Here is a 14,266-nt window from a genome sequence, read left to right on the forward strand (position 1 = left end):
CTCCGTGCGTCCCGTTCACCGCGGCGACCCGCTGCGGGACACGTCCGGCGAACAGCATGGGCGTCGCCATGAACGCACGCAGCGTGGAGCGCGGCACGTCCTCACGGACCGTCGCCGTCGTGACCGAGAGCTTCCTGCCCACCCTCAACGGCGTGACCACGAGCGTCCTCGCGGTCCTGGACCACCTGGAACGCCGTGGCCACCGCGCGGTCGTGATCGCGCCGGACACCCCCGGCCTGGCCGGGCTGCGGTCGCGCACCCAGCTCGAGCGGTACCGCGGCTTCGACGTGCATCGCGTGCCCGCGGTAGCCTACCGCCAGTTCCCCGTCGCCCTGCCGCACCCTGTGCTCGACACCATCCTCGCCGCCTCCGGCGCCGACGTGTTGCACGCCGCCAGCCCGTTCCTGCTGGGTGGGCGCGCCATCACGGCGGCCGGGAGGCTCGGCATCCCCTCCGTCGCCGTGTTCCAGACCGACGTGGCCGGGTTCGCCCGCCGGAACGGCCTGGCAGCGACCGCTCCCCTGGTGCGCAAGGTGCTCGGGCGCATCCACGCCGGCGCCTCGCTGACGCTCGCGCCCTCGTCCGCCACCGCGGCGATGCTGCTGGAGGACGGCGTGCCACGGGTCGCACGCTGGGGCCGCGGGGTCGACACCACGCTGTTCCACCCGTCGCGCCGCAGTTCGTCGGCGGTGCGCGCCCTGCGGCGGCGACTCGCTCCGCACGGCGAGACCATCGTGGGCTACGTGGGCCGGCTGGCACCGGAGAAGGAGGTCGAACGGCTCGCCGAGCTCGGTGGCATCCCGGGCATCCGCGTCGTGGTCGCGGGAGGGGGACCCTCCCGTCCGGCCCTGGAGCGGCGACTCCGCCACCTGGACGCGACGTTCACCGGTCCGCTCCGCGGTGACGACCTGGCCGACACGTACGCGGCGCTCGACGTCTTCGTGCACACCGGACCCGCCGAGACCTTCGGGCAGACCCTGCAAGAGGCGCACGCCTCGGGGCTGCCGGTCGTCGCACCGGCGTCCGGCGGACCGCTCGACCTGGTGGCACCGGGGCTCGACGGCGAGCTGTACGACCCGGACCAGCCGCAGGCACTCCGGGCGGCCGTGCTCGGCCTGCACCTGGACCGCGCCCGGGCTGCACGCATGGGGTCGGCGGGACGGTTGCGGGTCGAGGGCACCACGTGGGAAGCCGTCGGCGACGAGCTGCTGGCGCACCACGACACCGCGCGGAACATCGGCGCTCCGCCCGCGGCGCGCGGCGTTCTCACGGGGTGGAACGAGAAGGTCAGCGGCCGGTCGTAGGATGGACGTGTTCCACCAGAACATGACGGCAACGGCTCGCCGATCGACGAGCCAGTCCTACGGAAGGGCGAGCTCATGGCCGAGCAGACCGCAGGCGGTGCGGCGACGACCGCAGCACCATCGGTGTCGATAGACGGACGGACCTCTCGCGGGTCCACGATCGAGGCGCCGCGCACACGCAGCCCGCAGGGCACGCTGTACCGCGGCAGCATCGGGATGTGGTCCTGGGTGCTCCACCGCATCACCGGCGTCGCGATCTACTTCTTCCTGCTGGTGCACATCCTCGACACGGCGCTCGTGCGGCTGTCACCCGAGGCCTACAACGCCGTCATCAGCACCTACAAGACCCCCATCATGAACCTCGGCGAGATCGCCCTGGTGATGGCGATCGTCTTCCACGCGTTCAACGGGCTGCGCATCATCCTGGTCGACTTCTGGTCCAAGGGGCCGAAGTACCAGCGCGCGATGTTCTGGATCGTCCTGGTGCTGTGGGCCGTGGCGATCGCGGGCTTCCTGCCGCGCCAGCTCATGAACCTCGTCGCCGACTTCCACTGAACCAGGGGCACTCCATGACCACGCAGACCATCGCGCCCCCTCGCAGTGCCGAGGCCGCTCGCCGCACCACCAACTGGGAGAAGTGGGGCTGGATCTACATGCGCGGCTCGGGCATCCTGCTCGTCGTGCTGATCTTCGGCCACCTCTTCGTCAACATGGTGGCCGGCCAGGGCGTCAAGCAGATCGACTTCGCATTCGTCGCCGGCAAGTGGGCCAGCCCGTTCTGGCAGGTGTGGGACACACTCATGCTCTGGCTCGCGCTGATCCACGGCTCGAACGGCATGCGCACCATCGTCAACGACTACGTCGCCAAGCCGGGCATCCGCAAGACCCTGCTCATCGCGATCCTGGTCGCGTGCGTGCTGCTCATCGTCCTCGGCACCCTGGTGTGCTGGACGTTCGACCCGTGCCCCGCCGGAGCAGCCGCGGCAGACCTGCCGTCGTTCTGCCCCGCGCAGTAGCAGCCCGGCACCAGCCGATCCCCGCGACCGTCACCCGACCGACCGAGAGACATCCTTGAGCGACATCACCGTCCACCACCACCAGTTCGACATCGTCATCATCGGCGCCGGAGGGGCCGGCATGCGTGCCGCCATCGAAGCCGGTCCGAAGGCGAACACCGCGGTCATCTCCAAGCTCTACCCGACGCGCTCGCACACCGGCGCGGCACAGGGTGGCATGGCCGCAGCGCTGGCGAACGTCGAAGAGGACTCGTGGGAGTGGCACACCTTCGACACGATCAAGGGCGGCGACTACCTGGTCGACCAGGACGCCGCCGAGATCCTGGCGAAAGAGGCGATCGACGCGGTCATCGACCTCGAGAACATGGGTCTGCCGTTCAACCGCACGCCCGAGGGCAAGATCGACCAGCGGCGGTTCGGTGGCCACACCCGCGACCACGGCAAGGCCCCGGTCCGCCGCGCCTGCTACGCCGCCGACCGCACCGGCCACATGATCCTGCAGACGCTGTTCCAGAACTGCGTCAAGCTCGGCGTGAACTTCTTCAACGAGTTCTACGCGCTCGACCTCATCATGGTCGACGTCGTCGGCGACGACGGCGTCACGCGCAAGCAGCCCGCCGGCGTGGTGGCCTTCGAGCTGTCGACCGGCGAACTGCACGTCTTCCACGCGAAGGCGATGATCTTCGCCACCGGCGGCTTCGGCAAGATGTTCAAGACGACCTCGAACGCGCACACCCTGACCGGCGACGGCGTCGGCATCGTCTGGCGCACGGGCCTGCCGCTCGAGGACATGGAGTTCTTCCAGTTCCACCCGACCGGGCTCGCGGGACTCGGCATCCTGCTGACCGAGGGTGCCCGCGGCGAGGGCGCGATCCTGCGCAACGCCTCGGGTGAGCGCTTCATGGAGCGCTACGCACCGACCATCAAGGACCTCGCCCCACGCGACATCGTCGCGCGCTGCATGGTGCAGGAAGTCGCCGAGGGACGCGGCGCCGGTCCGAACAAGGACTACGTGCTGCTCGACTGCACGCACCTGGGCGCCGAGGTCCTCGAGACCAAGCTCCCGGACATCACGGAGTTCGCGCGCACCTACCTCGGTGTCGACCCCGTGGTCGAACCCGTTCCCGTGATGCCGACCGCGCACTACGCCATGGGTGGCATCCCGACCAACGTCAAGGCCGAGGTCCTGTCGGACAACGACACCGTGGTCCCCGGCATGTACGCCGCCGGCGAGTGCGCCTGTGTCTCGGTGCACGGCTCGAACCGCCTGGGCACGAACTCGCTGCTCGACATCAACGTGTTCGGCAAGCGCTCGGGCAACAACGCCGCCGAGTGGGTGCAGACCGCCGAGTTCCTCCCCCTGCCCGAGGACCCCGCAGCCAACGTGCGCGGGATGCTCGAGCAGCTCCGTGCCGCCACCGGCACCGAGAAGGTCGCGCTGCTCCGCAAGGAACTGCAAGAGGAGATGGACAAGAACGCGCAGGTCTTCCGGACCGACGAGTCCCTGGCCCGCGTCACCGAGACCATCCACACCCTGCGCAACCGGTTCATGAACGTCTCGATCCAGGACAAGGGCAAGCGGTTCAACACCGACCTGCTCGAGGCCGTCGAGCTCGGGTTCCTGCTCGACCTGGCCGAGGTGGTCGTGTACTCCGCGCGCAACCGCAAGGAATCGCGCGGTGGTCACATGCGCGACGACTACCCCAAGCGCGACGACGAGAACTACATGCAGCACACCATGGCGTACCTGACGGGCGATCCGCACTCGTCACTCGCCGACGACCACATCACGCTCGGCTGGAAGCCCGTCGTCGTGACGCGGTACGAGCCGATGGAGAGGAAGTACTGATGACCGACACGCTGGTCTCCGACGCCCCCCGCACCGACACGGTGCAGGCGGCCCCTCCCGGATCGTTCCCGGTGACGATCATCGTCCGCCGGTTCGACCCGGACGTCGACGATGAGCCGCGCTGGCAGGACTTCGACGTCATGATGCTGCCGACCGACCGCATCCTCGACGCGCTGCATCAGATCAAGTGGGAGCAGGACGGCTCCCTGACCTTCCGTCGCTCGTGCGCGCACGGCGTGTGCGGGTCGGACGCGATGCGGATCAACGGCCGCAACCGCCTGGCCTGCAAGACGCTGATCAAGGACCTCGACGTGTCGAAGCCGATCTACGTCGAGGCGATCAAGGGCCTGCCGCTCGAGAAGGACCTCATCGTCGACATGGAGCCCTTCTTCAAGTCGTTCCGCGAGGTCCAGCCGTTCCTGCAGGCCAAGTCGGTCCCCGAGAAGGGCAAGGAGCGCGTGCAGTCCGTCGCCGACCGTGCCCGTTTCGACGACACCACCAAGTGCATCCTCTGCGCCGCGTGCACGTCGTCCTGCCCGGTGTTCTGGACGGACGGGCAATACTTCGGCCCTGCTGCGATCGTGAACGCCCACCGGTTCATCTTCGACTCGCGCGACGACGCCGCCGACGTGCGCCTCGACATCCTCAACGACAAGGAAGGCGTCTGGCGGTGCCGCACGACCTTCAACTGCACCGACGCGTGCCCGCGTGGGATCCAGGTGACGAAGGCGATCTCCGAGGTCAAGCAGGCCGTCATGCGAGGGCGCGCATAGGTCCGACCGATAGGCTCCCCGTCATGACGTTCGCGGACACGCGCCCCATCCTCGACCAGCTCGGATACACGATCCGGTACGTGCAGCTCCCCGGTGAGAGCCTGCACGAACCGCCGGTCGAGGGGGCGTTGCGCATCGTCCCTGCCGATGGCACCGACACCTTCGCGCTCGAGGTCGTCGACTACGGCACCGCCCGTCGTCTGGCGAGCGCGCGTGGCGAGGACGACGCTGTCGAGATGCTCCGTCGGTTCCTGAACCGGCCGTTCCCCGCACCGCGCGACCTGCCGCGCCACGAGCTCGACGGGCTGCGTGACCGTGCGGCCTCGACGTACCCGCAACTCGCGCAGCAGGTCTCGCAGGCCGGACCGGACGGTCTGACGATCCAGATCCCGGCGGGCGTGCCCGTCGACCGCATCGGCGGCCCGGACGGGTACCTGCTGCACCCGCTCGACACCCCGATGCCATCGCGTTCGCTGCCGCACCACGTGCTGGCCGCGCCCGAGGTGCACCGCTACGTGGTCGACCGTCCGTTCCTGGTGTCGGTCCGCTTCGTGCAGCCGTGGTTCGAGCAGCCGGGTGGCGCGCTGCGCTTCGTGGTCGCGAACCCGACCACGACCATCCGCGACCTGGTCGTCGACGGCTCACTCGTGCGGGTCCGCGCCGTCTGATCCGCACCGTCACGAACGACGAAGCCGCCGTCCCCTCTCCAGGGAATGGCGGCTTCGTCGTTGCGGGTGCGGTCAGCCGCGGTCGGGCTGGTCGAATCGCTGACCCTCGGGGTTCGACGGCAGCAGGGCGAAGACGATGCCCACGATGCCGACGACGAGCGCGATGAGCCAGAGGGCGCCGGGCAGGTTCGCGTCGTGCAGCCGTCGCCAGCCGAGCGCCAGGCTCGGCACCAGCGTCCCGAGCCACCACAGCCCGAACAGGATGATCGGGATCGCGATGAGCGGCGAGGTCGAGCCCGCCGAGGCCTGCACGCCGGTTGCGGTGGTCGTCGTCGAGGTCGAGCCCGTGCTGAAGATGACAGCCAGCAGGATGACGTAGAGCACGATCAGGACGATCGCGTTGGCCAAGACCCACCACCAGTACTCGCTGCGGCTGGCGCGTCCGTCGAACCGGGCGTACTTCGTGAAGAAGCGCTTGACAGCTTTCGGCAGCGAGATGCCGTACCACGGTGCCCACAGCGGCGGCTCGCCACCGGGCCCAGCCGGCACCGGAGCACCGTACTGCGGCTGACCCGACCCGGGCTGGCCGTACGGGTTCGGCTGCGCGTACTGGTTCGGCTGCCCGTTCTGCCCGGGTTGGCCGTACGGGTTCGGCTGCCCGCCGGGTTGCTGCCCGTTCGGGTCCTGCGGCGGGTACTGGTCGGACACGGGTTCCCCCTGGGAGTCGAGTGGTCGTCGCCCTGAGTCAACCAGAACGCGGGCACGACCGCCCTCGCGGCCGACCACCCCGTTCAGGGGCCGGGAACGCGATCGAACCGCTGCCCGGTGGGGTTCGACGACAGCATCGCCATGATCCACAGCACGATCCACCCCAGGGTGTTCACGAAGAAGAACGCGAAGTAGCCGCTGAGGTTCACGTCGTGCAGTCGCCGGACCATCAGCGCGATGTTGCCGACGGCCGTCCCCAGGAACCAGAGCGCCCAGATCCAGATCGGGATCACCCACCAGATCGAGTCGGTGTGCAACTGGCTGGTCGTCTGCCCGTACACGTCGGTGGTCCACTCGCGGGTGCCCGTCAGCGTGACGATGAGCGCGGCGACCGCGCCGAGGACCGCCGCGACGATCGCGTTCACCATGAACCACCACCAGAACTCGCTCCGGCTGGCGCGGCCGTCGAAGCGCGCGTACTTGCGGAAGAACCGCCCGATGGCGTCACCGATGCCGGCGCCGTACCACGGAGCCCAGAGCGGCGGGACACCGTCGGCGTCCAGGGGGATCGGCCGCGGCGGCTGCCATCCGGGCTGCTGCTGCCAGGCCTGCGGTGGCTGCTGCTGCCATCCAGGCTGCTGCTGCTGCCAGGCCTGCGGCGGCGGCTGCTGCCAGGCCGGTGGCTGCTGGGGCCACCCCGGTGTCGGCGGCACGCCCCGCCCCTGGTCGATCCCGTCGTTGCTCATCGGCGTCTCCCCCGCTCGTCGCGCTCCAGTCTGGCAGGAAGGGCGTCAGGGGACGAGCGCGAGCTTGCCGCCCGGGTGTCCGGACTCCAGCAGCTCGGCGGCCTGTCGGGCATCCGCGAGCGGGAAGGTCCGCGCCACCGGGACCTCGAGCTGGCCCGCCGCAGCCAGGTCGATGAGCCGCTGCCGCACGGAGTCGCGGAACGCCTTGCTCTCCGGCTGCGCTCCCCCGACCATCGGGATGCCCTCGGCAGACGCGCGCTGCTGCGCCGCGATCGTGACGATCCGACTGCGGTCGGCCACGAGCGCCAGCGAGACGTCGATCGCCTCGTCCGTGCCGACGCAGTCGATGGCCACGTCGATCCCGTCCGGTGCGAGATCACGCAGACGAGCCTCCAGTCCGTCGCCGTAGGCGACCCACTCGCCGCCGTACCCCCGGACGGTGTCCGCACCACGCTCCGACGCCGTGCCGATCACGCGCGCGCCCAGCGGGCGGAGCTGCTGCAGGACGCTCACGCCGACCGCGCCGGACGCCCCGTGCAGCAGGACGGTGTCCCGCCCGGAGGCCCGGGTCACCCGGATCACGTCGGCTGCGGTCGTGCCCGCCAGCAGCAGGTTCGCGGCCTGCGGGAAGTCCAGGGACGCCGGCTTGGCGAACACGTCGGCGGCCGGCACGGTGAGCGCCTCGGTCCAGCCGCCCGCGACGCGGAAGGCCAGGACCTCGTCGCCGACGGCTCCGCCGCCGGACGCGATCTGCGTGTCCGGACCGATCGCGCTGATGACCCCTGCCACCTCGTACCCGATCGGCATCGGGTAGGCGTCGGCGCTCCCACCGCGGGTGTGCTTCGTGTCGGCTGGGTTCATGCCCGCCGCACGGACCGCGATCGTGACCTCCCCCGGCCCCGGCGGGCGCACGTCGGTGTCGATGGACTCCAGGACCTCGCTCGCGCCGGGGCGCGATGCCACCCACTGTCTCGTCATGCACCAGACGCTACGCCGCGCCACGGTACCCTCGGCTGCGTGTCGTCGTCCCCCGCTGCCGCGCCGTTCGCCGCCGTCGTCGTCAACCCGTCCGGCATCGACGTCCGCGTGCTCCGTGCCGCCGTGACGACCGAGCAGGAGACGCTCGGCTGGGCCGACACCCGCTGGTTCGAGACCGACCGGCAGGACGACGGTCGCGCCGCCGCCCGCGCCGCCCGCGACAGCGGTGCCGCCGTGGTGCTGGTGGCGGGTGGGGACGGCACGCTCCGGGTCGCCGCCGAGGAACTGCACACCTCGGGCATCCCCCTGGCGCTCGTGCCGACCGGAACCGGCAACCTGTACGCCCGGAACCTCGGCCTGCGCCTCAACGACGTGGTGGGCTCGGTCCGTCGCGCCTTCCACGGCACGGACCGGCAGGTCGACATCGCCTTCGCCGAGCTGACGACCCAGGCCGGCGTGACCACCCGGCACGCGTTCCTGGTGATGGCGGGCATCGGCCTCGATGCGAGCATGGCCGCCAACACGAACGCCCGACTCAAGAAGCGGTTCGGCTGGGTGGCGTACTCCGACCCGATCGCCCGGTCGGTGATCGGCAACCGCCGGATCGACCTGCGCTACCGCCTCGACGACCAGGCCGAACGGCACATGCGCGCCCACACCGTCATCGTCGGGAACTGCGGCACGCTGACGGCCGGCATGCTCCTGCTGCCCGCGGCGCAGCCGGACGACGGGGTGCTCGACGCGGTCGCGTTCCGGCCCGACGGCGCGTTCGGGTGGACGAAGGTCGGTTACGGCCTGTCGATGAACCGGTTCCACCACCGCACGCGCTTCGGGCGCCTGTTCGCCTGGCTGCTGCCCCGGTCCCGCACGATGGGCTACACGCGGGCCCGACGGCTCGAGATGACGCTCGACGATCCGCAGCAGATCCAGCTGGACGGGGATCCGTTCGGCACGGTGGTGCGGGCGGTCCTGACGGTCCGTCACGGCGGGCTGACGCTCCGCGGCGCCTGAGCCGCGACCGCTGGTCGGCGACCCGCTGACGGACGGGAGGCCCGGTGCCAGCTGGCACCGGGCCTCCCGTCCGTCAGGGGTGACGCTACGAGCGCGCCGACCGGACCCGGTCCGCGAACGCCGCGTGCAGCGGGTGCGCCGTGTCGAGCCCGGTGATCTCGGTCGCGACCTCGGCATCGGACTTCTGCGATGCCAGCAGGGCCTGCAGCTCGACGCTCTGCTCGTCGTCGGGCACGTCGAAGCGGAGCGCCGCACCCATCGCGTCGAGCAGGGCGGTCGGCTCGGTGCCGTCCTCGGCCAGCGCCGCGGCGGGCGACACGAAGCGCTCGTCGCGCGACAGCTTGCGGAGCGGCTGACGCCCCACGCGGGTGACCGTGTCGGGCAGGTGCACGTTCTCGAACCGCGCGATGATCGCCTGCACGTACGCGCGGTGCACCTCGGGGTCGAGTTCGTGCCGGCGGACCAGCAGGTCGCTCGTCTCGGCGAGCACGGCTTCGAGCTCGGAGCGGACCGCGGGGATCGCGATCGCGTCGGAGATCTTGTCCGCGCCGGCCAGGAAGCCGTGGTACGCGACCGTGGCGTGCCCGGTGTTCACCGTGAAGAGCTTGCGCTCGATCGACGCGGCCAGGCCGTCGACGTAGTGCGCGCCGGGGATCTCCGGCTCGTTCCCGCCGAACGGCGTGCGGTCGATGGCCCACTCGTAGTACGTCTCGACGGTCACGTCGAGACCACCGTCGGCGGCCTGGGCCGGGACGATGCGGTCGACGGCGGTGTTCGCGAAGACGGCCTTGGCGAGCGTCTGGTCGCGGGTGTCCGACGGCAGGTCGTCGACGATGAACCCACGCAGCCGGTCGGTGGCGTTCAGGGCGTTCTCGCACGCCATCACCGCGACCGGTGCCGCACCGGCCGCGCGCGCGGCGAGGCCCTTCGCGATGACCGGGGCGATGAACTTCAGGACGTTCGGCCCGACGGCGCACGTGACGATCTCGGCAGTCGCGATCGCGTCGATGACGGCCTGCTCGTCCTGGGCACTGTTGAGGGCCCGGAAGCCGGTGACCCGGTGGTCCTGGGCGTCGGCGCCGACCTCGTGCACGGTGTACGCGTCGGCCGCGGCCAGGGCGTCGATGAGCGGTGCAGCGACGTCCGCGAAGACGACCTCGTAGCCCGCCTGGTGCAGCAGCAGCCCGACGAACCCGCGGCCGATGTTGCCGGCGCCGAAGTGGACCGCGGTGCGGTGGCCGTTGCTCACTCGTTGACCTCGCCGAGGATCGACAGGATCGCGGCGGTGTCGGGAGCGTCGGTCAGCTTGGCGACCTCGTCCTCGTCGGAGAACACGATCGCGATCTTGGACAGGATGTCGAGGTGCTCGTTGTTGACGCCGGCGATGCCGACCACGAAGCGGACCTCGTTGCCGTCCCAGTCGATCGGCGCTGCGTAGCGGATGAACGACAGGGCCGAGGACTTGATCGCGTCCTTGGCGTCGTTCGTGCCGTGCGGGATGGCGAGGAAGTTGCCCATGTACGTCGAGACGCTCTTCTCACGCTCGAGCATCGCCGGGTAGTACTCCGCCGTGACCGCGCCTGCAGCCTCGAGGATCTCGGCCGCCTCCTTCATCGCCTCCGACTTGGTCGGGGCGGTGTCCTCGGTGTGGATCCGGATCTGGCTCTCCTGCAGGACGGGCATCGGGGGTTCTCCTTCGTTGGTGGACGTGGTGGAGGGGACGAGCCGTGGCCCGTCCCCTCCGATACTGCACTGTCTGACTGGACCGTGCTGTGTTACTGGTTCTTGAGCTGCTCGACGACCTGGTCGTACTGCGGCGCGTTCATGAAGTTGCCGACCGACACGTGCTGCGCGTTCGGGTTCTTCTGCTTGGCGCGGTCGGTCAGCTCTTCCTGCGTGATGATCAGGTCCTCGTCACCGGACAGGTTCGCGATCGCCTTGTTGACGACGGTCACGCCCTCGATGCCGGCCTTCTTGACCTTGTTGCGCAGGACGCTGGCGCCCATCGCGCTGGACCCCATGCCGGCGTCACAGGCGAACACGACGTTGTGGATCTTCGTCGCGGTCGTGGTGGCAGCCGAGCCGGCACCGCCGAGCACCGCCTCGGACTCCTGCTCGTTGGCGGGGCTGGTGTTGCCGAGCAGCCCGGCCGTCGCGGCGTTGACGTCGCGGCCCTTGTTCGCCTGCAGCTTGGCCATCGCGGCGCTCATGTCGCCACCGCCGTTTGCCAGGTCGCGCTTGCGGGTCGTGATGAGGAAGAACGAGGCGACCGCGAACGTGACCGCTGCCGACAGGATGACCGACAGGATGACGCCGACGAAGCTGTCCTTGGCCGTCGCACCGAGCACCGCGAAGATCGACCCGGGCGACGCCGGAGCAACGAGGCCGGAGTGGAACGCGACGTTCGTCGCGACACCGGTCGCACCACCCAGGATGACGGCGATGAACAGGACCGGCTTCTGCAGCACGTACGGGAAGTAGATCTCGTGGATGCCGCCGAGGAACTGGATGATGATCGCGCCGGGAGCGGTCGAGCGGGCGATGCCGACACCGAAGAAGGTGAAGGCGAGCAGGATGCCGAGGCCGGGGCCGGGGTTCGCCTCGAGCAGGAACAGGATGCTCTTGCCGGACGACTGCACCTGCTGCGCGCCGAGCTGGTCGAGCACGCCGTGGTTGATCGCGTTGTTGAGGAAGAAGACCTTCGCCGGCTCGATGATGACGCTGGCGAGGGGCAGCAGCGAGTGCTGCACGAGGAAGTTCACCGCGGACCCCAGGCCCTCGGCGATGAGCTTGAACAGCGGCGCGAGCCAGAAGAAGCCGATCATCGCGAGCACGAAGCCGAGGATGCCGGCCGCGTAGTTGTTGACGAGCATCTCGAAGCCGGGCTTGATCTTGCCGTCCCAGATCTTGTCGATCTGCTTGATGAGGTACGCGCCGAGCGGCCCGCAGATCATCGCGCCGAGGATCATCGTGGTGCCCGAGGCCCCGACGATGACACCCATGGTCATGATCGAGCCGACGACCGCACCGCGGGTGTCGTAGACCATCCGGCCACCCTGGATCGCGATCGCGAGCGGGATCAGGTAGGTCAGGATCGGACCGACCAGGCCCGGGTTCGCGACACCACCGGTCTCGCCGAAGCCGCCGAGCACGCCGACGGGCGTCCACCCGGTCTGGATGAAGAAGGCGGTGATGATGCCCCACGCGATGAAGATCGCGATGTTGGGCATCACCATGCCGGACAGGAACGTGCCGAACTTCTGGACGGCGACGCGGGCGCCTCCTCGCGAGTTCGCGGGAGCGTCAGGCGCTGCAACGGACGACGTTGTCATGTGCGGTGACTTTCTGTGTGGTGGTGCTGCTGCTGTGTGGAGGGTGACGGGTTGTGGAGCAGGGGTCTAGACGGCGTGCGCTGCCGCGGCGGCGGACTTGGCGGCCGCTGCCGTGGACGCGGCGAGGGCCGCCCGGGCCATCTCGCGGGCCTGGTCGAGCGTGTGCTTGCCGAGTTCGGCACGCACGTCGGCCAGGGCTGCGGGGGTCATGGAGAGGGTCGTGGCGCCGAGACCGACCAGGACGACGGCGAGCAGCGGGTCGGCCGCGGCCTCGCCGCAGATCCCGACCCCCTTGCCGGCGTCGGCACCGGCGCTGCCGAGCTGCGCGACCAGGCGCAGGACGGCGGGGTGCCACGGGTCCTGGTACGACGCGACGGTGCCGAGCATGCGGTCGGCCGCCATCGTGTACTGGGTCAGGTCGTTCGTGCCGATCGACACGAAGTCGGCGGACTGGAACACCTGCTCGGCCATGAGCGCGAGCGAGGGGACCTCGGCCATCACGCCCGCGGTGCGGATGCCGAGTTCGCGGGCCAGGTCGACGAAGTACGCGGTCTCCTCGGCGTCGGCGACCATCGGTGCCATGACCCACAGGTCCGCTTCGGTCTCGGCGTCGGCCCGGGCCAGCGCGGTGAGCTGGTCACGGAGCACCTCGGGGTGGTTCCGCAGCGCACGCAGTCCGCGGCGGCCGAGCGCCGGGTTCTCCTCGTCCTTGTCGGTGAGGAACGGCAGGGGCTTGTCGGCACCGGCGTCGAGCGCCCGGACGACGACCTTCTTGCCGGGGAACGCCGCGAGCAGCTGCCGGTAGGACTCCTGCTGCTCGTCGACGGTCGGTGCCTTCGGCGAGTCCAGGAAGAGGAACTCGGTGCGGAAGAGCCCCACGCCCTCCGCACCGAGAGCTACGGCGCCGGCGGCGTCGGCTGGGCTGCCGAGGTTCGCCAGCAGCGGGACGGTGTGGCCGTCGGCCAGGGCACCCGCGGTCAGGGGTGCGGCAGCGGCGGCCAGGCGGTCGGCGATGCGCTGGTCGACGTCGGCGACGAGCTCGGCCGACGGCTCGGTGACGACGGTGCCGGCGGCGGCGTCGACCACGACGTGCGTGCCGTCCGACAGGCCGTCGGCGCCGGTCACCCCGACGATCGCGGTGATGCCCTTGGCGCGGGCCAGGATCGCGGTGTGCGACGTCGGTCCGCCGTCGCGGGTGACGAGCGCCAGGACCTTGTCGAGGTCGAGCAGCGCGGTGTCGGCCGGGGCCAGGTCACGGGCGACCAGGACGAACGGTGTGTCCGACTCGGGGACGCCCGGGGCGTGCACCCCGCGGAGCTTGGCGATGATGCGCTGGGCGACGTCGTCGAGGTCGGCGGCGCGCTCGCCCATGTAGCCGCCCATCGAGACGAGCAGGTCGCGGAACTGGGCGAAGGCCTCGTACACCGCGCGCTCGGGGTTGGTGCCACCGTCGATGCGCGCGGTCACGTCGTCGAGCAGCGTCGGGTCCTGCGCCATGAGCGCCTGGGCCTCGAGCACGGCCTGGGCATCGCCACCGGCGAGCTGCCCGCGCGCGTTGAGGTCGTCCGCCACCGCGGCGAGCGCGTCGTGCACGTGCTGCTTGGCGTCGTCGGCAGGTCCCTCGAGTGCCGCGGTCGACGGTTCGCCGAGCGGGTCCGCCATCCGGAGCACGGGGCCGTGGGCGACGCCACGGCCGACGCCGGTTCCGAGCAGTTCGGGCATTCGAGACTCCTTCATCTCACGCGCGGGGCGGTTGGCCGACGGCGGTGGGGCGGTGGGGCTGAGTGGTTCGAGTCGGTGCAGTGCACCACCGAACGGACCACGCCCGTGCGGCTTGGCAGCACCATACCCCGATCCGCGTTGACAAACAAACACATCCGG

At 70.4% G+C, this 14,266-nt stretch carries 14 protein-coding genes; 7 read left to right on the top strand and 7 right to left on the bottom strand.

Annotated elements, in window-relative coordinates; translation table 11 throughout:
• Positions 1-68 precede the first annotated feature (68 nt).
• The 6 genes from MT346_RS04395 to MT346_RS04420 all read left to right on the top strand — a co-directional run bounded on the left by MT346_RS04395 (position 69) and on the right by MT346_RS04420 (position 5,610).
• On the top strand, positions 69-1,304 hold the full coding sequence (locus MT346_RS04395; RefSeq protein WP_243561615.1) for a glycosyltransferase family 1 protein: 1,236 nt from the start codon (positions 69-71) through the stop codon (positions 1,302-1,304).
• Between the two features lie 75 nt (positions 1,305-1,379).
• Positions 1,380-1,859 (top strand): succinate dehydrogenase, cytochrome b556 subunit, encoded by a 480-nt coding sequence (gene sdhC, locus MT346_RS04400; RefSeq protein WP_279396684.1) that lies wholly within the window; start codon positions 1,380-1,382, stop codon positions 1,857-1,859.
• Positions 1,860-1,873: 14 nt separating this feature from the next.
• The gene (sdhD, locus tag MT346_RS04405) at positions 1,874-2,320 is read left to right on the top strand and encodes a succinate dehydrogenase, hydrophobic membrane anchor protein (protein WP_243561616.1); all 447 of its coding nucleotides are present in this window, start codon (positions 1,874-1,876) and stop codon (positions 2,318-2,320) included.
• Between the two features lie 55 nt (positions 2,321-2,375).
• Positions 2,376-4,169 carry a succinate dehydrogenase flavoprotein subunit gene (gene sdhA, locus MT346_RS04410; RefSeq protein ID WP_243561617.1) on the top strand — a complete coding sequence of 598 codons (1,794 nt, stop codon included), beginning with the start codon at positions 2,376-2,378 and terminating at the stop codon, positions 4,167-4,169.
• Positions 4,169-4,942, top strand: coding sequence for a succinate dehydrogenase iron-sulfur subunit (locus tag MT346_RS04415; protein WP_243561618.1), 774 nt, complete (start codon positions 4,169-4,171; stop codon positions 4,940-4,942). Before sdhA ends, MT346_RS04415 begins: the two co-directional genes overlap by 1 nt.
• A 23-nt stretch (positions 4,943-4,965) precedes the next feature.
• Entirely contained in the window at positions 4,966-5,610 is a 645-nt protein-coding gene (locus MT346_RS04420; protein ID WP_243561619.1) for a TNT domain-containing protein, read from the top strand.
• Positions 5,611-5,682: 72 nt separating this feature from the next.
• Here MT346_RS04420 and MT346_RS04425 read toward each other — a convergent pair whose 3' ends face one another.
• From MT346_RS04425 to MT346_RS04435, 3 genes are all read right to left on the bottom strand, one after another.
• Positions 5,683-6,318 carry a DUF805 domain-containing protein gene (locus MT346_RS04425; protein WP_308221872.1) on the bottom strand — a complete coding sequence of 212 codons (636 nt, stop codon included), beginning with the start codon at positions 6,316-6,318 and terminating at the stop codon, positions 5,683-5,685.
• Positions 6,319-6,401: 83 nt separating this feature from the next.
• Positions 6,402-7,064 (bottom strand): DUF805 domain-containing protein, encoded by a 663-nt coding sequence (locus tag MT346_RS04430; RefSeq protein WP_243561620.1) that lies wholly within the window; start codon positions 7,062-7,064, stop codon positions 6,402-6,404.
• A 45-nt stretch (positions 7,065-7,109) separates the two neighbouring features.
• Positions 7,110-8,042, bottom strand: coding sequence for an NADP-dependent oxidoreductase (locus MT346_RS04435; RefSeq protein ID WP_243561621.1), 933 nt, complete (start codon positions 8,040-8,042; stop codon positions 7,110-7,112).
• 39 nt (positions 8,043-8,081) lie between these two features.
• Here MT346_RS04435 and MT346_RS04440 point away from each other — a divergent pair, with 39 nt between their 5' ends.
• Positions 8,082-9,053 carry a diacylglycerol kinase family protein gene (locus tag MT346_RS04440; protein WP_243561622.1) on the top strand — a complete coding sequence of 324 codons (972 nt, stop codon included), beginning with the start codon at positions 8,082-8,084 and terminating at the stop codon, positions 9,051-9,053.
• Positions 9,054-9,138: 85 nt separating this feature from the next.
• Here MT346_RS04440 and MT346_RS04445 read toward each other — a convergent pair whose 3' ends face one another.
• The 4 genes from MT346_RS04445 to ptsP form a co-directional block, all read right to left on the bottom strand.
• The gene (locus tag MT346_RS04445) at positions 9,139-10,302 is read right to left on the bottom strand and encodes a mannitol-1-phosphate 5-dehydrogenase (RefSeq protein WP_243561623.1); all 1,164 of its coding nucleotides are present in this window, start codon (positions 10,300-10,302) and stop codon (positions 9,139-9,141) included.
• Positions 10,299-10,736, bottom strand: coding sequence for a PTS sugar transporter subunit IIA (locus tag MT346_RS04450; protein WP_243561624.1), 438 nt, complete (start codon positions 10,734-10,736; stop codon positions 10,299-10,301). The genes MT346_RS04445 and MT346_RS04450 overlap by 4 nt, the downstream gene beginning before the upstream one ends.
• A 92-nt stretch (positions 10,737-10,828) precedes the next feature.
• Complete coding sequence (locus MT346_RS04455) at positions 10,829-12,385, bottom strand: PTS mannitol transporter subunit IICB (protein ID WP_243561625.1); 1,557 nt, start codon at positions 12,383-12,385, stop codon at positions 10,829-10,831.
• A 66-nt stretch (positions 12,386-12,451) separates the two neighbouring features.
• The gene (gene ptsP / locus MT346_RS04460) at positions 12,452-14,107 is read right to left on the bottom strand and encodes a phosphoenolpyruvate--protein phosphotransferase (protein ID WP_243561626.1); all 1,656 of its coding nucleotides are present in this window, start codon (positions 14,105-14,107) and stop codon (positions 12,452-12,454) included.
• Between the last annotated feature and the right edge of the window lie 159 nt (positions 14,108-14,266).

This window comes from Curtobacterium sp. VKM Ac-2922, assembly GCF_022815645.1.
Lineage (GTDB): Bacteria > Actinomycetota > Actinomycetes > Actinomycetales > Microbacteriaceae > Curtobacterium.